The organism is Enterobacter sp. MGH120 (assembly GCF_001037725.1).
GTDB lineage: Bacteria > Pseudomonadota > Gammaproteobacteria > Enterobacterales > Enterobacteriaceae > Enterobacter > Enterobacter hormaechei_C.
Window position 1 is genome coordinate 1,818,121 of record NZ_KQ089940.1, and the last position, 19,594, is coordinate 1,837,714.

The following is a 19,594-nucleotide window of genomic DNA, read 5'->3' on the forward strand; positions in this document are numbered from 1 at the left end:
CACCCGGCTTTTTTATTGAGTAAAAATCGTGAATACACTCGAACACACCATTGGCAACACCCCTCTGGTCAAACTTCAGCGCATGGGGCCTGATAACGGCAGCGAAATCTGGGTCAAACTCGAAGGCAATAACCCGGCGGGGTCGGTGAAAGACCGGGCGGCACTGTCGATGATTGTCCAGGCCGAGAAGCGCGGTGAAATTAAGCCATGCGACGTGCTCATTGAGGCCACCAGCGGAAATACCGGTATCGCGCTGGCAATGATTGCCGCCCTGAAAGGCTACCGCATGAAGCTGCTGATGCCGGATAACATGAGCCAGGAGCGCCGGGCCGCCATGCGCGCCTATGGAGCCGAGCTGATTCTGGTGAGCAAAGAGCAGGGGATGGAAGGGGCGCGAGATTTAGCGTTAGCGATGGCGGAGCGCGGGGAAGGCAAGCTTCTCGACCAGTTCAACAACCCGGACAACCCGTACGCGCACTACACCACCACCGGCCCGGAAATCTGGCAGCAAACCGACGGGCGCATCACCCACTTTGTCTCCAGCATGGGGACCACGGGCACGATCACCGGTGTGTCACGCTTTCTGCGCGAACAGGAGAAGCCGGTGACGATTGTCGGCCTGCAACCGGAAGAGGGGAGCAGCATTCCGGGCATCCGCCGCTGGCCGGCGGAGTATATGCCGGGCATCTTTAATGCGCAGCTTGTGGACCAGGTGCTGGATATTCATCAGCGCGAGGCGGAAAATACCATGCGTGAGCTGGCCGTGCGTGAAGGTATCTTCTGCGGCGTCAGCTCTGGCGGTGCCGTAGCGGGTGCGATCCGGGTGGCTGAGTCCACGCCGGGGGCGGTGGTCGTAGCGATTATTTGCGATCGCGGCGACCGTTATCTGTCTACCGGCGTCTTTGGTGAAGAGAGTTATTCGCAGGGGGCGGGGATTTAAGCGTCATGGAGATGATTTTATTCCGGGATAACACCCGGGCGCAGCAAACCGATATTGTCGCCGTACAGTCGCAGGTGGTGTACGGCAGCGTGGGAAACAGCATCGCGGTGCCGAATATTCGAACCCACCGGCTGAACGTTACCGCCGTGCCAACGGTGCTGTTCAGCAATACGCCGCACTACGACACCTTCTACGGCGGGGTGATCCCGGACGAGTGGTTCAGCGGCTACCTTAAGGCGCTGGAAGAGCGCGAGATCCTGCGCGAGCTTAAAGCGGTCACCACCGGCTATATGGGCAGCGCCAGCCAGATCGCGCTGCTGGCGCAGTGGCTGAAGGCAATCAAAGTGCAACATCCCGATCTGCTGGTGCTGGTCGACCCGGTAATTGGGGATATCGATAGCGGGATGTACGTGAAGCCGGATATTCCTGAAGCCTACCGTGAGCATCTGCTCCCGCTGGCCCAGGGCATTACGCCCAACGTGTATGAACTGGAAGTGCTGAGCGGCAAACCGTGCCGTACGCCGGAGAGCGCCATTGCCGCCGCGCAGGGGCTGCTGTCCGACTCGCTGAAATGGGTAGCGATCACCAGTGCGCCAGTGTCTGACGATCCGCAGAATATCCACGTTGTGCTGGTGAGCGAAGAAGGTGTTACCGTAAGCGCGCACCCGCGCGTAGAGACGGATCTGAAAGGAACGGGCGATCTGTTCTGTTCGGAGCTGGTCAGCGGCATTGTGGGAGGGAAAACCGTTGCCGATGCCATTCGCATGGCGGGCGATCGGGTGACTGACGTTATGATCTATACGCAGTCGAAAGGCTATGACGAGCTTATCCTGCCGGCATAAACAAAAATGGCGCCCGAAGGCGCCATTTTTCTGTGCGGCAAGAATTACTTCTTGATGCGGATAACCGGGGTTTCACCCACGGTGACGCTGCCAGACAGTTTGATCAGTTCTTTGATTTCGTCCATGTTGGAGATAACAACCGGAGTCAGAGTAGACTTCGCTTTTTCTTCCAGCAGCGGCAGATCGAATTCAATTACCGGGTCGCCAACTTTAACGCGCTGGCCTTCTTCTGCGATACGCTTGAAGCCTTCGCCTTTCAGTTCAACGGTGTCGATACCGAAGTGAACGAACAGTTCGATACCGCTATCGGATTCGATAGAGAACGCATGGTTGGTTTCAAAAATTTTACCGATGGTGCCGTCAACTGGAGCAACCATTTTGTTGCCAGTTGGTTTGATAGCAATGCCATCACCAACGATTTTCTCAGCAAACACTACATCCGGCACGTCTTCGATGTTGACGATCTCGCCGGAGAGCGGAGCAACAATCTCAATAGTTCCGGAGTCTTTCTTGTCATCAGAAACCAGAGATTTCAGTTTATCGAACAAACCCATGATCTTCTCCTAAGCAGTAAATTGGGCCGCATCTCGTGGATTAGCAGATTGTTTTTTCTTCAATGAACTTGTTAACCAGCGTCATTAACTCGTCCGTTGTCGGTTGAGCAAGAGCCTGCTCTGCTAACACCTTCGCATCTTCGAAGTTCGTGTTACGGATAATCTTCTTAATGCGCGGGATGGAAATGGCGCTCATAGAGAATTCGTCCAGACCCATACCCAGCAACAGAAGTGTAGCACGTTCGTCGCCTGCAAGCTCACCACACATGCCAGTCCATTTACCTTCTGCATGAGAAGCATCAATAACTTGCTTGATCAAATTCAGTACGGACGGTGACATTGGCTGGTAGAGATGTGAAATCATATCATTACCACGGTCAACTGCCAGGGTGTACTGCGTTAAATCATTGGTACCGATACTAAAGAAATCAACTTCTTTGGCTAAATGACGCGCAATGGTCGCGGCTGCCGGTGTTTCCACCATCACGCCGATCTCAATGGATTCGTCAAATGCTTTACCTTCGTCGCGCAGTTCCTGTTTGTAGATTTCGATCTCTTTCTTCAGTGCACGCACTTCTTCAACAGAGATGATCATCGGGAACATGATGCGCAGTTTACCGAAAGCGGAGGCACGCAGAATAGCGCGAACCTGGTCACGCAGGATCTCTTTGCGATCCATGGCGATACGCACGGCACGCCAGCCCAGGAACGGGTTCTCTTCTTTCGGGAAGTTCATGTACGGCAGCTCTTTGTCGCCACCGATGTCCATGGTACGGACGATTACAGCCTGCGAGCCGCACGCTTCCGCAACCGCTTTGTACGCTGCAAACTGCTCTTCTTCCGTTGGCAGAGCGTCGCGATCCATGAACAGGAATTCAGTACGATACAGACCCACACCTTCCGCGCCGTTGCGCTCAGCGCCGTCAACGTCACGTACGGTACCGATGTTAGCGCACACTTCAACCTGATGGCCGTCCAGCGTGATAGCTGGCAGATCTTTCAGTTTAGCGAGTTCCGCTTTCTCGGTAGCAACCTGCTCCTGAACGGAACGCAGCTGCTCGATCACATCGTTAGTTGGGTTGACGTAAACCACATTGTTTACGGCATCCAGAATCAGATAGTCGTCGTTTTTAACCTTGGAGGTAACGCTACCGGTACCCACAATGGCTGGCAGCTCCAGAGAACGCGCCATGATTGAGGTGTGGGAGGTACGTCCACCTGCATCAGTAATGAAACCCAGCACCTTGTTCAGGTTCAGCTGTGCGGTTTCAGACGGGGTCAGGTCAGCGGCAACCAGGATGACTTCGTCCTGAATCGCGCTCAGATCGATGATGGCCAGACCCAGGATGTTGCGCAGCAGGCGCTTACCGATGTCACGTACGTCAGCCGCACGTTCTTTCAGGTATTCATCGTCCAGCTCTTCCAGGGCAGATGCCTGACCTTCGATAACTTCATGCGCAGCCGCGTCGGCCGTCATGCCTTTATCTTTAATCAGGGCTATGATTTCCTGCTCCAGCTCCTCATCTTCGAGCAGCATAATGTGCCCTTCGAAGATGGCTTCTTTTTCTTCACCGAAAGTTTCGCCAGCTTTAGTTTTAATCGCTTCCAGTTGCGCAGATGCCTTGGCACGACCGCTCAGAAAACGTTCAACTTCCTGATCAACCTTGTCGGCAGAAATTTTTTTCCGGTCAATGACGATTTCGTCTTCTTTCAGCAGCAATGCTTTGCCGAAAGCGATACCCGGGGATGCTAAAATGCCTGAAATCATAACCCTACCTTACTTGTGACTGATATTGAAAAGAACCCGGTAAACTTACTCGAGTTCAGCCATCAGCTTAACCAGATGCTCAACTGCTTTCTGCTCGTCTTCACCTTCAGCGGAGATGGTAACAACGGTACCCTGAGTCAGGCCCAGAGTTTGCAGCTTGAACAGGCTTTTTGCGCTAGCGCTTTTGCCGTTGGAAGTCACAGTGATTTCAGAAGTGAAGCCTTTCGCTTCTTTAACAAACTGAGCAGCAGGGCGGGTGTGCAGACCGTTCGGAGCGGTAATGGTAACTTCTTGCTGGAACATTGTATTTCCCCAACTTATAGGTTTAGTGTTGTGGAACTAAAGTCTAGCCTGGCGACTTAACTTTAGCCTGTATAGTTAGCGCTGACGTTTCAATCGTCATTAAACATTATGCAGTGAAAGCAAGACTTGAACCAAATCATAAAATCGATTCAGCAGCGCTATTTCGTTCACCGATTAATTTCGCGCATCAAAATAATTGCTGGTTTAAATACCAGACCCAACGGGGTGAAGCAATGCCAGGAGGGGTAAAACTTTGAAGCAGGCCACAAAAAAGCACCTGAAAAGGTGCTTTTTTACGCGTTTTTAACATGCTGGCATCACTGTTGCAGTTCTTTCTCTGTGAAGAGATCGGCAAACAGTGCTGTGCTTAAGTAACGCTCACCCGAAGACGGTAGGATAACCACAATGTTCTTATTGGTAAAGGTTTCATCTTCCAGCAGTTTGAGGGCTGCCGCAACCGCCGCACCGGAAGAGATACCCGCCAGAATGCCTTCCTCGTCCATCAGGCGACGCGCCGTGGAGATGGCTTCTTCATTGGTAATGGCGACGACTTTATCGATCAGCTTCAGATCTAGGTTGCCTGGAATAAAGCCAGCGCCGATACCCTGGATTTTGTGTGGGCCAGGTTTGATCTCTTCGCCTGCCAGCGCCTGAGCGATAACCGGTGAGTCGGTTGGCTCAACGGCAACGGTAATCAGATCTTTTTTACCTTTCGTGCCTTTAATATAGCGAGACACACCGGTCAGCGTACCGCCGGTGCCTACGCCGGAGATAAACACATCAACCTGACCGTCGGTATCTTCCCAGATTTCCGGGCCGGTGGTTTTCTCATGAATTTCCGGGTTGGCCGGGTTGCTGAACTGCTGGAGCAGCAGATACTTTGCCGGATCGCTGGCAACAATTTCTTCGGCCTTCTGAATCGCGCCCTTCATGCCTTTTGCGCCTTCGGTCAGGACCAGGTTCGCACCCAGCGCTTTCAGCAGCTTACGACGCTCAATGCTCATGGTTTCAGGCATAGTCAGCGTCAGCTTATAGCCGCGCGCCGCCGCAACATAGGCCAGAGCGATACCGGTATTGCCGCTGGTGGGTTCAACCAGCTCAACGCCAGGTTTCAGCACGCCACGCTTTTCAGCATCCCAAATCATATTCGCACCGATACGGCATTTAACGCTGAAGCTTGGGTTACGAGATTCGACCTTCGCCAGAATGCGTCCATTACCGATACGGTTCAGTCGAACCAGGGGCGTATGACCGATAGTCAGCGAGTTGTCTTCATAAATCTTACTCATGGCCTGTCCTTAACTGTATGAAATTGGGATACCGACCCAGCATACCTGTTGAACAGGTATGGGGAAGTAAGGAAATCGCATATCTATATGCTGCAAGGAAATAATGGGGATCAGTATGGAATAAGGGGCGGCATAAGCCACCCCTCTTTTACACATTTTTGCATTACTTCCATAACGCGTGCTTAGCACGGTAGCAGTCCACCCACATCGCCGTCGCGCCGCAAACGGCAACGGGCATGATGAACAAATTCAGGAAAGGGATCATGGTGAACAGGCTGGTCAGCGCGCCAAACTGCATGTTGGCAACCTTCTGAGTGCGCAGGGCAGTGCGCATCTCTTTAAACGGCACTTTGTGGTTATCGAACGGATAATCACAGTACTGGATAGCAAGCATCCAGGCGCTGAACAGGAACCACAGCACGGGCGCGACCGTCTGGCCAATCCCGGGTACAAAATAAAGAATAAGCAGCACAATCGCCCGCGGCAGGTACCAGGCGAACTTCTGCCATTCACGCTTCATGATGCGGGGGAGATCTTTCACGATCCCGAGTACGCCCGTGTCAGGTGGCGTCGCACCGGTAAGGCGCGCTTCCAGCTGTTCGGCCAGCAGACCGTTGAACGGCGCGGCTATCCAGTTTGCTATCGTCGAAAAGAAATAACCGAAAACCAGCAGCACAGAGATAACCGCAATCGGCCAGAGCAGGTAGTCTAGCCACTGTAACCAGTCCGGCACATAGCTCATCAGGGAAGGGATCCAGCTTTCCAGTCTGGTGAACAGCCACCAGAAGGCCCCGCCCATCAGAATAATGTTGATCAGTAACGGCAAAATAACGAAGCGTCGAATGCCCGGCAGGGAGACCAGTTTCCAGCCCTGAGAAAAGTACCAGACCCCGCTGCGTGGGGCAGAAGAAGATGTTGAAACCATACCAGGCTGTACTCCTTTTTACACAACCAGTGGAATTGCCCGCCTATATTATCCAGTTACGGGCCAATGACCAGTTCGGAAATGTTCGAAAAACCAGCAAAAAGCACGATTTAGTTCATCTTTATGCTGTGAATGCTCTGCATACACTTGCACTTGACGTAAACGGCAAATACTCTTAGTGAGTAAATGTTTGCCGTGGTGGCAAGGTGTTAGAACAACAGAGAATATAATGATGCAGGATTTGCGTCTGATATTAATCATTGTTGGCGCGATCGCCATAATCGCTTTACTGGTACATGGTTTCTGGACCAGCCGTAAAGAGCGTTCCTCTATGTTTCGCGATCGTCCACTGAAGCGCATGAAGTCCAGTCGTGACGACGATGACGTTGAAGACGACATCGACGGTCCTGACGACGACGGCGTGGGTGAAGTTCGTGTTCATCGGGTCAATACTGCGCCCGGCGCAGCGCATGGAGAGCATGAAGCCCCCCGCGCTCCGCAGCACCAGTATCAACCACCGTATGCTTCTGCCCAGCCGCGCCAGCCAGCGCCGCCGCCAGTGGAAGAACCTGTTCGTCATCCGCCGCAGCAGCCTGTGCAACAGCAGCCCGTTGCGCCACAGCCTGTACAGCCGCAACCTGTGCAACAGCCTGCACAGCCAGTGCATCAGCCACAGCCTGTTCAGCAGCCGCAGCCGGTACAACAACCGCAGCCGCAGCCTGAACCGCCTGCGCCACAGCCCGCTCCGCGCGTTGAGCCAGAGCCGGTCGCAGAGCCAGAACCGGTTGTTGAAAAGCCGCAGCGTAAAGAAGCAGTGATCATCATGAACGTGGCTGCTCATCATGGCACCCATCTGAACGGTGACGTGCTGCTTAACAGCATCCAACAGGCAGGCTTCAAGTTCGGCGACATGAATATTTTCCATCGCCACCTGAGTCCTGACGGTAGCGGTCCGGCGCTGTTTAGCCTGGCCAATATGGTCAATCCAGGCACGTTTGACCCGGAAATGACCGGTGATTTCGTCACGCCGGGGGTTACGATCTTTATGCAGGTGCCGTCCTACGGTGACGAGCTGCAAAACTTTAAGCTGATGCTACAGTCCGCTCAGCACATCGCCGACGAAGTGGGCGGTGTGGTGCTCGACGATCAGCGTCGAATGATGACGCCGCAGAAACTGCGCGAGTATCAGGACCGCATCCGCGAAGTTAAGGAAGCGAACGCGTAATCGTCGCGTTAACTTCACCTCCTCCTCAACCCCCGCCTGTCGGGGGTTTTTCTCATTGATGGTGCGATATGGACTCAATCGAACAACAACTTACTGAACTGCGAACCACGCTTCGCCATCATGAATATCTCTATCATGTTATGGACGCACCGGAAGTGCCGGATGCGGAATATGACCGCCTGATGCGTGAACTGCGCGAGCTGGAAGCGCAGCACCCCGAACTGATTACGCCCGATTCCCCAACGCAGCGCGTCGGCGCGGAACCGCTGGGCGCTTTCAGCCAGGTGCGCCATGAAGTGCCGATGCTGTCGCTGGATAACGTGTTTGATGAAGAGAGTTTTCTGGCTTTCAACAAGCGTGTGCAGGATCGCCTGAAGAGCATCGACAATCTGAGCTGGTGCTGCGAGCTAAAGCTGGATGGTCTGGCCGTTAGCATTCTTTATGAGAACGGCGTGATGGTGCGTGCCGCAACGCGCGGCGACGGCACTACCGGGGAAGACATCACCACTAATGTGCGCACTATTCGTGCGATCCCGCTGAAACTGCGTGGCGATAACATTCCCGCCCGGCTGGAAGTGCGCGGGGAAGTGTTCCTTCCGCAGGCGGGCTTCGAGAAGATCAACGAAGAAGCGCGTCGTACCGGTGGGAAAGTGTTTGCAAACCCGCGTAACGCGGCGGCAGGTTCGCTGCGTCAGCTCGATCCACGAATCACCGCGAAGCGACCGCTTACTTTCTTCTGCTACGGCGTCGGGATCCTGGAAGGCGGTGACCTGCCAGATACTCACCTGGGTCGTTTAATGCAGTTCAAAGAGTGGGGGTTACCGGTTAGCAACCGCGTGCAGCTCTGCGACTCTCCGGAGGCGGTGCTGGCGTTCTATCACAAGGTTGAAGAGGATCGTCCCACGCTCGGGTTTGATATTGATGGCGTGGTGATCAAGGTTAACTCGCTGGCGTTGCAGGAACAGTTAGGATTTGTGGCCCGTGCGCCGCGCTGGGCGGTGGCCTTTAAGTTCCCGGCGCAGGAGCAGATGACCTTCGTTCGCGACGTGGAGTTTCAGGTAGGGCGTACGGGGGCGATTACGCCTGTGGCGCGTCTGGAGCCTGTGCAGGTGGCTGGCGTGCTGGTAAGTAACGCCACGCTGCATAACGCCGATGAAATTGCCCGCCTGGGCCTGCGCATTGGTGACAAAGTGGTGATTCGCCGCGCGGGCGACGTGATCCCACAGGTGGTTAACGTTGTTGAGTCTGAACGTCCTGCCGATACCCGTGCCATCGAGTTTCCAGCCCACTGTCCGGTATGTGGTTCGGACGTTGAGCGCGTGGAAGGTGAAGCGGTAACGCGCTGTACGGGCGGGTTAATCTGCGGCGCGCAGCGTAAAGAGTCCCTGAAGCACTTTGTCTCCCGCCGGGCGATGGACGTCGACGGAATGGGTGACAAGATTATCGACCAGTTAGTTGAGAAAGAGTACGTCCATACGCCAGCGGACCTCTTTACCCTGACGGCAGGTAAGCTGACCGGTCTTGATCGTATGGGGCCGAAATCTGCCCAGAACATCGTTAACGCGCTCGAGGCGGCCAAAAACACCACCTTTGCCCGTTTCCTTTACGCGCTTGGCATTCGTGAAGTCGGAGAGGCGACGGCGGCAGGGCTGGCGGCGTATTTCGGCACGCTGGACGCGCTGGAGAAAGCCACCATCGACGAGCTACAGAAAGTCCCTGATGTCGGCATTGTGGTCGCTACCCACGTTTTCAACTTCTTCGCCGAAGAGAGCAACCGTGAAGTGATCGGTAAATTACTGGAACAGGGCATTCACTGGCCTGCACCGGTAGTGGTTAATGCCGAAGAGATCGACAGCCCGTTTGCCGGTAAAACGGTGGTGCTGACCGGCAGCCTGAGCCAGCTCTCGCGCGATGACGCGAAAGCGCGCCTGGTGGCGTTGGGGGCAAAAGTGGCGGGCAGCGTATCGAAGAAAACCGACCTGGTGATTGCCGGGGAAGCGGCCGGTTCGAAGCTGGCAAAAGCGCAGGAGCTTGGCATCGAGGTAATCGACGAAGCGGAAATGATGCGCCTGTTAGGAGAGTGACGTGGAAAAAGAGCAGCTCGTTGAGATCGCCAATACGGAGATGCCGTTCGGTAAATATAAGGGTCGCAGGCTGATTGATCTACCGGAAGAGTATCTGCTGTGGTTTGCCCGTAAGGATGAGTTCCCCGCCGGGCGTCTGGGCGAGCTGATGGCTATCACGTTACTGATCAAAACGGAGGGGCTGACCCAGCTGGTTCAGCCCCTGAAACGTCCTTAAACTTTCGCGGCGCGGGTCTCTTCCTGCGCCAGCTTTTCAGTCTGCGCCTTGTAACGCCGCGCCAGTACCGCACACACCATCAGCTGGATCTGATGGAAAATCATCAGCGGCAACACCATCATCCCAATGACGGACGTCGGGAACAGAATATTGGCCATCGGGATCCCGTTGGCCAGGCTCTTTTTCGATCCGCAAAATACAATGGTGATTTCATCGGCCTTGTTGAAGCCGCATTTGCGGGCCACAAAGACGTTAACCGCGATGACAATGGCCAGCAAAACGATGCTTACCACCACAATAAACAGCAGCGATCCAGCGCCCACCCTGTGCCAGATACCGTTCACCACGGCTTCGCTGAAGGCCGTGTAAACCACCAGCAGAATTGAGCTTTGGTCCGTTTTCCCGATCCATTTTTTATGTTTCGCCACAAACGCCCCAATCCAGGGACGGGATAAGTGTCCGAGCACAAACGGCAGCAGCAGTTGCAGACAAATTTTACCCACCTGCTCCAGATTGCCTTCCGCCCCGTGCATGTTCATCAGCAGACCGACCAGCAGCGGTGAAACAAAGATCCCCAGCAGGCTGGAAGCAGAAGCAGAACAGACCGCCGCCGCGACGTTACCGCCCGCCAGCGAGGTAAAGGCAATAGCAGACTGCACGGTGGCCGGTAAAATGCACAGATAAAGGAAACCGGTATACAGCGCCGGATCGACATTCACCGGCGCCCACCAGGCGAACAGCACGCCCAGAACCGGGAAAAGGATAAAGGTGCTGCACATTACCCACAGGTGCAGTCGCCAGTGGCTACCGCCTGCAATAATGGCTTCCCGGGAGAGTTTGGCGCCATGCATAAAGAACAGCAGGGCAATGGCTGCCGTGGTCAGTCCTTCAATAACCGGAACGAAACTGCCCCGCGCCGGGAAGAACGAGGCCAGCAAGACGACACCAATCAGGGTCAGCGTAAACGGATCAAGGATACGAAAAAGTTTCATAATCACTCCTGAAAACAGATGCCGCTATTGTGCTTTCTTCCCTTTGAGAAATAAAATTGATTTATTGCATCCATTCATGAATTAAACAGATGAATTATTCGTTACGTCAGCTTCGCGTTTTCGTCACCGTCGCGCAGGCCCGCAGCTTTAGCCGGGCAGGGGAGATCATTGGCCTCAGCCAGTCGGCGGTGAGCCATAGCGTTAAGGAGCTTGAAACGCAAACGGGAGTGAAGCTGCTCGACCGTACGACGCGAGAAGTGGTACTCACCGAAGCGGGACAGCAGCTGGCAATGCGTCTGGAGAGGCTGCTGGATGAACTGCACAGTACGCTCAGGGATGTCGGCCGGCTCGGACAACAGCTTTCCGGCACCGTGAGAGTGGCGGCGAGCCAGACGATTTCGGCGCATCTTATTCCCCAGTGCATCGCTGAAAGTAATCACCGCTATCCGGATATCGATTTTGTTTTGCATGACAGGCCGCAGCAGTGGGTTCTGGAGAGTATCCGTCAGGGGGATGTGGATTTTGGCATCGTTATTGATCCCGGAGCGGTAAGCGACCTGGAATGTGAAGTGGTGCTCTCGGAGCCCTTTTTATTGCTCTGCCGCGATGATGATCCGCTGGCATCGCTGCCACACGTGGCCTGGCAGGCCTTGCAGGGGGCAAACCTGGTGTTACAGGATTATGCATCAGGCAGCCGTCCGCTGATAGATGCCGCTCTGGCCGCGCAGGGCGTTAAGGCAACCATTGTGCAGGAGATTGGGCATCCTGCCACGCTCTTCCCGATGGTCGAAGCGGGGATTGGCATCAGCGTTCTGCCGGCGCTGGCGCTGCCACTGCCGCAGGGGAGTCGTTTAACGGTGAAGCGTTTCGTACCCTGTGTCGAACGCCAGCTGATGCTGGTACGCCGTAAAAACAGGTCACTTTCCGGCGCGGCGCATGCCTGCTGGGATGTGGTGCGTATGCAGGCCGAACGTTTGATGGAGGCCCGCACACGCGATCCACTTTTTAACGAAACCAATAATCAGATGTAGATATTAATCTGATGCTCCGCGGAGGGCTTATTGATGCCTTCCGCGACTGCCTGACCTTTTTCCTGTTTTGGCATCGCCTCTTCTGCCTGCTGACGCTGCAATTGCGCCAGTTGTGCCTGCAACATAGCCAGCTGAGATTCGAGTAATTCCTGCTGCTTTTGCTTCTCTTCTGCTGTGGCATCACCCATGGCCACTTCTTTGAGCTGCTGAGTGACTTTCGTTATCTGTTTGGTCAGACGGGTGATTTGAGAAGCAATGTCGTTTCCGCCGGAGCTGTTATCTACGCTGCCGATTTCCATCGCCGACAGAGAAACGGGCTTAAGAGTTGTCATATTGAGATCCTTTTCGCCATAAAATAGAGGTATCGGCAAAGAAGGCGTGAGCTTGAGTAAAACAAGCGATCTGGCTGCAATGGGGATGTGCTATATCGCAGATAGCAAAAAAGCGCCTTTAGGGCGCTTTTTTACATTGGTGGGTCGTGCAGGATTCGAACCTGCGACCAATTGATTAAAAGTCAACTGCTCTACCAACTGAGCTAACGACCCGAAATGGTGGGCGATGACGGGCTCGAACCGCCGACCCCCTCCGTGTAAAGGAGATGCTCTACCAACTGAGCTAATCGCCCATTTCGGAACTGCTGCGATAAGGTGAGAATGGTGGGCGATGACGGGCTCGAACCGCCGACCCCCTCCGTGTAAAGGAGATGCTCTACCAACTGAGCTAATCGCCCAATCTCAATGCTTATCTACACTGCGAGTCTACCGAAGTAGATGGTGGGTGATGACGGGCTCGAACCGCCGACCCCCTCCGTGTAAAGGAGATGCTCTACCAACTGAGCTAATCACCCCCGCTGTGTGGAGTCGCATTATAGGGAGAGTTGAAAATGAGTCAACGCATTTTCTAAAGTTTTTATTCGTTCGTCGTAAAATTAGTCAAAACGATCGCAAAACGGACTGTGGCGCATGATTTATAAACAAAAACAGCAATCTCGAACCGGATAAAGTGATCGACATTGAGGAATCGGCCCACAGTGATAGAATATTGCCCATTGTTTTCTTCCCGGAATTTGCCGATTACCGGCATCTTTATAACGTAAGGCCATTTCATGAAAATCAAAACTCGCTTCGCGCCGAGCCCGACAGGCTATCTGCATGTCGGTGGTGCACGTACCGCTCTCTACTCCTGGCTTTTCGCACGTCACAACAACGGTGAGTTTGTGCTGCGTATTGAAGACACCGATCTGGAGCGCTCAACGCCGGAAGCAATTGAAGCCATTATGGATGGGATGAACTGGCTGAATCTGGCGTGGGACGAAGGCCCATACTTCCAGACCAAACGTTTTGACCGCTATAACGCCGTAATTGACGAGATGCTGGTGGCAGGCACGGCCTATAAGTGCTACTGCTCCAGGGAGCGTCTGGATGCGCTGCGCGAAGAGCAAATGGCAAAAGGCGAAAAACCGCGTTATGACGGTCGTTGCCGCCATGACCACAGCGAGCATGCTGCGGATGAGCCTTGCGTAGTGCGTTTTGCTAACCCACAGGATGGCTCTGTTATCTTTGATGACCAGATCCGCGGCCCGATCGAATTTAGCAACCAGGAGCTGGATGACCTTATCATTCGTCGTACTGACGGATCGCCAACCTATAATTTCTGCGTAGTAGTGGACGACTGGGATATGGAAATCACTCACGTGATCCGTGGTGAAGACCATATCAATAACACCCCGCGTCAGATCAACATTCTGAAAGCGCTGAACGCGCCTGTACCGGTGTATGCGCACGTATCAATGATCAACGGTGACGACGGTAAAAAGCTGTCCAAACGTCATGGCGCGGTGAGCGTGATGCAGTACCGTGATGACGGCTATCTGCCGGAAGCGCTGCTGAACTACCTGGTGCGTCTGGGCTGGGCTCATGGTGACCAGGAGATCTTCTGCCGCGAAGAGATGATCGAGCTGTTCTCTCTGAACTCGGTCAGCAAATCAGCCAGCGCGTTCAACACTGACAAACTGCTGTGGCTGAACCATCACTACATCAATACCATGCAGCCAGAATATGTGGCGACTTATCTGCAATGGCACATTGAACAGGCAAACATCGATACCCGTACGGGCCCTGAACTGGCGGATCTGGTGAAGCTGCTTGGCGAGCGTTGCAAAACGCTGAAAGAAATTGCTGAAAGCTGCCGTTACTTCTATGAAGAGTTTGACGCTTTCGACGCCGACGCGGCCAAGAAACACCTGCGTCCGGTTGCGCGTCAGCCGCTGGAAGTGGTGCGTGATAAACTCGAAGCCATTACCGAATGGACTGCGGAAAATGTTCACCACGCGATTCAGGCTACCGCTGATGAGCTGGAAATTGGCATGGGTAAAGTCGGTATGCCGCTGCGCGTTGCGGTGACGGGGGCAGGCCAGTCTCCGGCGCTGGACGTGACCGTTCATGCCATCGGCAAATCACGTAGCGTTGCGCGTATCAACAAAGCGCTGGGCTTTATTGCTGAGCGTGAAAGCCAGCAGTAATACTCGTGTAATACAAAAAACGGCAGGGTAACCTGCCGTTTTTTATGCCTGTTATTCAGCAATACCAAGACGCGTGAGAAAACCCTGCAACCCTTCACGAGCGAGCAACTTGTGCAAACGTTCCTGTTCGACAGTCGTCATGTTTTCCAGCGAGTCGATAATTTGTGGAAGCAGGCTGGATGAGGTTGCCACGCCGTAGTGGGAAGGGCTTTCCGCCACATGGTAAACAGCCCGACGGTTACGAATGGCGGGAAGACTAATGATGTGCTCCTTAACGTGCGCATCAATACATATCACCCTCGCTCTTCCGCCTTTTACACCGTTGATACCCTCCGTTTTCCATCCTTTCTGTCGTATCCAGCGATTAACGGTTTGTCGGGCTACGCCCAGACTGTCCGCCAGCTCTTCCGTGGTCATTTTGCTGCGTAATCTTTTCATATCAGCGTTGGTCGCGAATCCCTAAACGTTGTAACAAGCCGGTAATCCCTTCCCGCAGTAACAGCGATGTCATCTGCTTTTGCTCTTCCGGCGTCATTTCATTCGCCAGCGTCAGGAGCAGGGCATGAAGCGAGCCCTCGTGGTACGTCTTATCTGGCAGTTCCGGCGTCTCTGTTGCCCTGCGCGCGCTGCGAATAAAGTCGCGCACTTTTTCATTGACGTGTACCAGACGCGCTTTGCCACCCTGAACGCCTGGCTTTGGCGATGTAATCCAACCCTCTTTGCGTACCCATTTATTGATGGTCTGTCGGCTATAACCAGTGAGCAGGGCTAACTCTTCTGGCGTCATTCGTTCCTTGATCATACAATTTCCTGAATATCTGTGGGGTTAATTAGTGGTTCATTTTATAGCACCGTTTTACGTGAAAACGTGACAAGCTTAACTCCTGGCTGCGAGCAGGCTCGCAAAGTGATTCATTTGCATGATTTTTCGGCGATTGAAAGGCGGAGGCTGAATTTGCCGTTGACACTCTGCGGCGGAATTCATATTATGCCGCCCGTCAACATGACAGCTTTACGACGGGGCTATAGCTCAGCTGGGAGAGCGCCTGCATGGCATGCAGGAGGTCAGCGGTTCGATCCCGCTTAGCTCCACCAAACTCTGAACCCAACAGAGTGCGGTAGGTAAAGTAACATGTGGGGCTATAGCTCAGCTGGGAGAGCGCTTGCATGGCATGCAAGAGGTCAGCGGTTCGATCCCGCTTAGCTCCACCAAAATTTAAACCCTCGTCGCAAGACGGGGGTTTTTTTATATCTTGTAAAATATTTTAGACTGTTTTTGTTGCAATTAACGTCGTTTTCTACACCTCACCTCAATCCAAATCAATAAACAAGTCTATAAATAGACCTGAACTTGATTCGTGTTATTAATAAACCTATTATCCATGCGGTCAATGAGACGATGGTAAAATAGATTATCCGGATTAATGAATAGAAAAATTTACAATAATGTAAAGATATTTATGGTTGCCCTGGCGCTAAGCCTGATTGCGATTCCCTTTTCTCGTTATATCTCTCCACGGGCCATCGTCAGCGAAAATGATGTTTATCTGGCGTGGTTGCCCTTAAGTGCCATGCTCGCCATCGTGTTGTTATTTGGACGGCGGGCAATCATTCCTTTGCTGTTAAGTTTTAGTATTACTAATATTTATAATCTTGATTTAGCACCACTACAATCTGCCATATTATTATGTTGTCAGACGTTTACCGTCTTCGCCGCCTGTGGCGTCATCCGTCTGGTGCTGGGCAAGCGCTGGCGACACAGCATACCTAATAAGTACATTGGCATACGTATTTTCTGGCTCGGATTTATGGTGCCTGTGGGCATCAAATTATCGATGTATCTGGCGGGATATTTATTTGATTTCCCGGTGACAATCTCCTCATATTTCGGCGAAGGCTCTGCAATTTATAACGTTATCGATATTCAGAGTCTGATTTGTGCCGCCCTGATTTTCACCATGATGTTCTATTATCCGTTAAGAATGATTATTAATCCTCGCTATGCCCGAACATTCTGGCGGCGAAGCGTGAAGCCCCTCTTTTGTCACAAAAAAGCGTTATTTATCGTTGTGTGGCTGATGCTGTTGATCTCGATGATCGCTATTTTATGCGCGCCTTTTGAGTCGCAGTTTATTGCGGGTTATTTGATGCCAATCGTTTTCATTCTTTTCACCCTGGGGATTGGTCGTCTGAGCTATGCGCTCATCTCTTTATTCTGGGCGGCCTCGGCGCTCATGCTGTTGACCTATAATTATAATTTTCTTAATGGCGTTGAATCGGGCCACTCGCTCTCCTTTATCCTGTCGGTGCTAATCTCTTTCGCCATCTGCCTGCTTTACATGTCGCGGATCTATCAGAAAAGTGAATGGCTGAAACAGGGGTGGCAGGAGAGGGCGCTTACCGATCCGCTCACCGGTCTGCCTAACATTCGTGCGCTGGAAGTGTTTTTACAGCACCATCCCGAGGCCAAAGTCTGCTGCCTGCGCCTGGATAATCTCGAATTCCTGAGCCGTCACTACGGCATCCTCATGCGTGTACATTGTAAAAAGATGATAACCGCGTCGCTGCAACCGTTATTGCAAAAAGACGAGAAGCTCTTCCAGTTGCCGGGCAGTGAGCTGGTAGTGGTCTTGCTGGGTCCGGGCACGGCTGAACGTCTGCAATATATGGTTGATCATCTGAACAGCCGTAAGATTATCTGGAACAAGACTGAGCTCGACATCGAGTTTGGCGCCTCCTGGGGTGAAGTGCCGGATGGAGAAAGCCTGCATCACACGCTGGGTCAGCTGAGCTGGCTCTCCGAGCAGTCCTGTGCCGGGCACAACGTCCTGGCGTTAACCAACAGTCTGGATGATGTCTCCGGTCAGACGACGGACAGAGTGCTGATGCTGGCCCGCATAAAACGCGCCCTTGATATCGGTGGGCTTCACCTTTACGCCCAGCCAATCCATAACGCGCGTGGGGAAGGGTACTTTGAAATCCTCTCAAGGCTTGAAAGCGAGGGTGAGATCATCACGCCTGATCGCTTTATTCCGCTGATTGCTCAGTTTAACCTGAGCCACCGATTTGACCTGAACGTGGTGGAAAAATTGCTGATGTGGATGCGCAGCCATCCGTCCGAACGGGCCGGAACGCGGTTCTCCGTTAATCTGATGCCGCTGACGCTGATGCAAAATGAGATAGCGGCTGAGATCATCGCGCTTTTTGAACGCTACACCATTGCGCCGCAAGATATCGTCATTGAGATCACCGAGGAACAGGCTTTCTCTGACTCGGGAAGCAGCATCAACAATATCCAGCAGCTGCGGGATTACGGCTTCCGGATTGCTATTGATGACTTTGGTACCGGCTATGCCAACTTTGAGCGCCTGAAGCGGCTGGAGGCCGATATCATTAAGATCGATGGCTGCTTCGTGAAAGATATCTGCACCGACAGCATGGATGCGATGATCGTGCAGTCCATTTGCAACATGGCCAAAACGAAATCGCTTTGTGTGGTGGCTGAATATGTGGAATCGGCTGAACAACGCGAGATGTTGCTGCGATTCGGCGTGGACTATTTGCAGGGCTATTTGATTGGTAAACCACTGCCCCTGACGGCGCTGGAGGCATAAAAAAACCGGAAGCGAGGACTCCCGGTTTTTATTACGCGGTATGAATTACAGAACCAGTGCTGCGATAGAGGCAGACAGGACGCTCACCAGTGTTGAACCGTAAACCAGCTTCAGGCCAAAGCGAGAAACGACGTTACCTTGCTCTTCGTTCAGGCCTTTAATCGCACCAGCGATAATACCGATGGAAGAGAAGTTCGCGAAGGAGACCAGGAAGACGGACAGGATCCCTTCCGCACGAGGGGAGAGTGTGCTGGCAATCTTCTGGAGATCCATCATCGCCACGAACTCATTGGAAACCAGTTTCGTTGCCATGATACTGCCCACCTGCAACGCTTCGTGAGCGGGCACGCCCATCACCCAGGCAATCGGGTAGAAGATGTAGCCCAGAATGCCCTGGAAGGAGATACCGAGTACGGCCGCAAACAGGGCGTTCAGCGCAGCGATCAGCGCGATAAAGCCAATCAGCATCGCGGCGACGATAATTGCAACCTTGAAACCCGCCAGAATGTATTCACCCAGCATTTCGAAGAAGCTCTGTCCCTCGTGCAGGTTTGACATCTGAATGTTCTCTTCGCTGGCATCCACGCGGTACGGGTTAATCAGCGAAAGCACGATAAAGGTGCTGAACATGTTCAGAACCAGCGCCGCAACTACGTATTTTGGTTCCAGCATGGTCATATACGCGCCCACGATAGACATGGAAACGGTAGACATTGCGGTTGCCGCCATGGTGTACATGCGGTTACGGGACATCTTGCCGAGAATATCTTTATACGCAATGAAGTTCTCAGACTGACCGAGAATCAGCGAGCTGACTGCGTTAAAGGATTCCAGTTTGCCCATGCCGTTAACTTTCGATAACAGGAAGCCGATCGCACGGATAACCACCGGCAGAACGCGGATGTGCTGAAGGATACCGATCAGGGCAGAAATGAAGACGATAGGGCAGAGCACCTTCAGGAAGAAGAAGGCCAGACCCTGATCGTTCATGCTGCCAAAGACGAAGTTTGTCCCTTCGTTGGCAAATCCGAGCAGTTTTTCGAACATTTCGGAGAAGCCTTTCACGAAGCCCAGGCCTACGTTGGAGTTCAGGAAGAACCACGCAAGTAAAACTTCAATGACCAGCAGTTGGACAACATAGCGGATACGAATTTTTTTGCGGTCTGTGCTGACCAGCAATGCAAGTGCAGTAACGACAACGAGTGCCAGGACAAAATGAAGGACGCGGTCCATATTTGCTCCAAATATGAGGCAGGTTTAATTTCCGTGCACATTCTATGTAACAAGCA

The 19,594-nt window shown here is 53.1% G+C and carries 18 protein-coding genes and 6 tRNA genes; 10 read left to right on the plus strand and 14 right to left on the minus strand.

Annotated elements, in window-relative coordinates:
- Positions 1-28: 28 nt before the first annotated feature.
- Entirely contained in the window at positions 29-940 is a 912-nt protein-coding gene (cysM, locus tag SK54_RS08630; protein WP_047636832.1) for a cysteine synthase CysM, read from the plus strand.
- Between the two features lie 5 nt (positions 941-945).
- Positions 946-1,782, plus strand: a complete 837-nt coding sequence (gene pdxK, locus SK54_RS08635) for a pyridoxine/pyridoxal/pyridoxamine kinase (protein WP_015572224.1) — start codon at positions 946-948, stop codon at positions 1,780-1,782.
- Positions 1,783-1,826: 44 nt separating this feature from the next.
- Here pdxK and crr read toward each other — a convergent pair whose 3' ends face one another.
- From crr to cysZ, 5 genes are all read right to left on the minus strand, one after another.
- Complete coding sequence (gene crr / locus SK54_RS08640; protein WP_003861316.1) at positions 1,827-2,336, minus strand: PTS glucose transporter subunit IIA; 510 nt, start codon at positions 2,334-2,336, stop codon at positions 1,827-1,829.
- 40 nt (positions 2,337-2,376) lie between these two features.
- Positions 2,377-4,104: a phosphoenolpyruvate-protein phosphotransferase PtsI gene (gene ptsI / locus SK54_RS08645; RefSeq protein WP_048247039.1), complete on the minus strand. Its 1,728-nt coding sequence runs from the start codon at positions 4,102-4,104 to the stop codon at positions 2,377-2,379.
- Positions 4,105-4,149: 45 nt separating this feature from the next.
- Positions 4,150-4,407 carry a phosphocarrier protein Hpr gene (ptsH, locus tag SK54_RS08650; RefSeq protein ID WP_000487600.1) on the minus strand — a complete coding sequence of 86 codons (258 nt, stop codon included), beginning with the start codon at positions 4,405-4,407 and terminating at the stop codon, positions 4,150-4,152.
- Between the two features lie 317 nt (positions 4,408-4,724).
- Positions 4,725-5,696, minus strand: coding sequence for a cysteine synthase A (gene cysK, locus SK54_RS08655; RefSeq protein WP_006811453.1), 972 nt, complete (start codon positions 5,694-5,696; stop codon positions 4,725-4,727).
- Positions 5,697-5,859: 163 nt separating this feature from the next.
- Positions 5,860-6,621, minus strand: a complete 762-nt coding sequence (cysZ, locus tag SK54_RS08660; RefSeq protein ID WP_006811452.1) for a sulfate transporter CysZ — start codon at positions 6,619-6,621, stop codon at positions 5,860-5,862.
- Between the two features lie 229 nt (positions 6,622-6,850).
- Here cysZ and zipA point away from each other — a divergent pair, with 229 nt between their 5' ends.
- From zipA to SK54_RS08675, 3 genes are all read left to right on the plus strand, one after another.
- Positions 6,851-7,846, plus strand: a complete 996-nt coding sequence (gene zipA, locus SK54_RS08665) for a cell division protein ZipA (protein WP_015572226.1) — start codon at positions 6,851-6,853, stop codon at positions 7,844-7,846.
- A 68-nt stretch (positions 7,847-7,914) separates the two neighbouring features.
- Positions 7,915-9,930, plus strand: a complete 2,016-nt coding sequence (gene ligA, locus SK54_RS08670; protein WP_017383473.1) for an NAD-dependent DNA ligase LigA — start codon at positions 7,915-7,917, stop codon at positions 9,928-9,930.
- A 1-nt stretch (position 9,931) separates the two neighbouring features.
- The gene (locus SK54_RS08675; protein WP_003861328.1) at positions 9,932-10,147 is read left to right on the plus strand and encodes a DUF3820 family protein; all 216 of its coding nucleotides are present in this window, start codon (positions 9,932-9,934) and stop codon (positions 10,145-10,147) included.
- Here the strand turns inward: SK54_RS08675 and SK54_RS08680 are convergent.
- Positions 10,144-11,139 (minus strand): bile acid:sodium symporter family protein, encoded by a 996-nt coding sequence (locus SK54_RS08680; RefSeq protein ID WP_015572227.1) that lies wholly within the window; start codon positions 11,137-11,139, stop codon positions 10,144-10,146. The two genes, SK54_RS08675 and SK54_RS08680, sit on opposite strands and share 4 nt — an antisense overlap.
- Positions 11,140-11,228: 89 nt before the next feature.
- Between SK54_RS08680 and SK54_RS08685 the strand changes: the two genes are divergently transcribed.
- Positions 11,229-12,170 (plus strand): LysR family transcriptional regulator, encoded by a 942-nt coding sequence (locus tag SK54_RS08685; RefSeq protein WP_032649001.1) that lies wholly within the window; start codon positions 11,229-11,231, stop codon positions 12,168-12,170.
- Here SK54_RS08685 and SK54_RS08690 read toward each other — a convergent pair.
- The 5 genes from SK54_RS08690 to SK54_RS08710 all read right to left on the minus strand — a co-directional run bounded on the left by SK54_RS08690 (position 12,161) and on the right by SK54_RS08710 (position 13,017).
- Positions 12,161-12,502, minus strand: coding sequence for a FlxA-like family protein (locus tag SK54_RS08690; RefSeq protein ID WP_017383471.1), 342 nt, complete (start codon positions 12,500-12,502; stop codon positions 12,161-12,163). The two genes, SK54_RS08685 and SK54_RS08690, sit on opposite strands and share 10 nt — an antisense overlap.
- A 137-nt stretch (positions 12,503-12,639) precedes the next feature.
- Positions 12,640-12,715 (minus strand) — tRNA-Lys (locus SK54_RS08695).
- A gap of 4 nt (positions 12,716-12,719) precedes the next feature.
- Positions 12,720-12,795, minus strand: a tRNA-Val gene (locus SK54_RS08700).
- Positions 12,796-12,824: 29 nt separating this feature from the next.
- Positions 12,825-12,900, minus strand: a tRNA-Val gene (locus SK54_RS08705).
- 41 nt (positions 12,901-12,941) lie between these two features.
- Positions 12,942-13,017, minus strand: a tRNA-Val gene (locus tag SK54_RS08710).
- A 258-nt stretch (positions 13,018-13,275) separates the two neighbouring features.
- Here SK54_RS08710 and gltX point away from each other — a divergent pair.
- A complete protein-coding gene (gene gltX, locus SK54_RS08720) occupies positions 13,276-14,691 on the plus strand; it encodes a glutamate--tRNA ligase (protein WP_048247041.1) in 1,416 nt (471 codons plus the stop codon).
- A gap of 51 nt (positions 14,692-14,742) precedes the next feature.
- On the opposite strand, the gene SK54_RS08725 is transcribed toward gltX, so the two are convergent.
- Both SK54_RS08725 and SK54_RS08730 read right to left on the minus strand, forming a co-directional pair.
- The gene (locus SK54_RS08725; RefSeq protein ID WP_017383469.1) at positions 14,743-15,129 is read right to left on the minus strand and encodes a YfeC-like transcriptional regulator; all 387 of its coding nucleotides are present in this window, start codon (positions 15,127-15,129) and stop codon (positions 14,743-14,745) included.
- Position 15,130: 1 nt separating this feature from the next.
- Positions 15,131-15,493: a YfeC-like transcriptional regulator gene (locus tag SK54_RS08730; RefSeq protein ID WP_017383468.1), complete on the minus strand. Its 363-nt coding sequence runs from the start codon at positions 15,491-15,493 to the stop codon at positions 15,131-15,133.
- A 217-nt stretch (positions 15,494-15,710) separates the two neighbouring features.
- Between SK54_RS08730 and SK54_RS08735 the strand changes: the two genes are divergently transcribed.
- The 3 genes from SK54_RS08735 (at position 15,711) to SK54_RS08745 (ending at position 18,305) form a co-directional block, all read left to right on the plus strand.
- A tRNA-Ala gene (locus tag SK54_RS08735) sits at positions 15,711-15,786 on the plus strand.
- Between the two features lie 41 nt (positions 15,787-15,827).
- Positions 15,828-15,903, plus strand: a tRNA-Ala gene (locus tag SK54_RS08740).
- Between the two features lie 212 nt (positions 15,904-16,115).
- Positions 16,116-18,305: a sensor domain-containing phosphodiesterase gene (locus SK54_RS08745; protein WP_048247043.1), complete on the plus strand. Its 2,190-nt coding sequence runs from the start codon at positions 16,116-16,118 to the stop codon at positions 18,303-18,305.
- A 45-nt stretch (positions 18,306-18,350) separates the two neighbouring features.
- Here the strand turns inward: SK54_RS08745 and nupC are convergent, their stop codons facing one another.
- A complete protein-coding gene (gene nupC / locus SK54_RS08750) occupies positions 18,351-19,538 on the minus strand; it encodes a nucleoside permease NupC (protein WP_006811440.1) in 1,188 nt (395 codons plus the stop codon).
- Between the last annotated feature and the right edge of the window lie 56 nt (positions 19,539-19,594).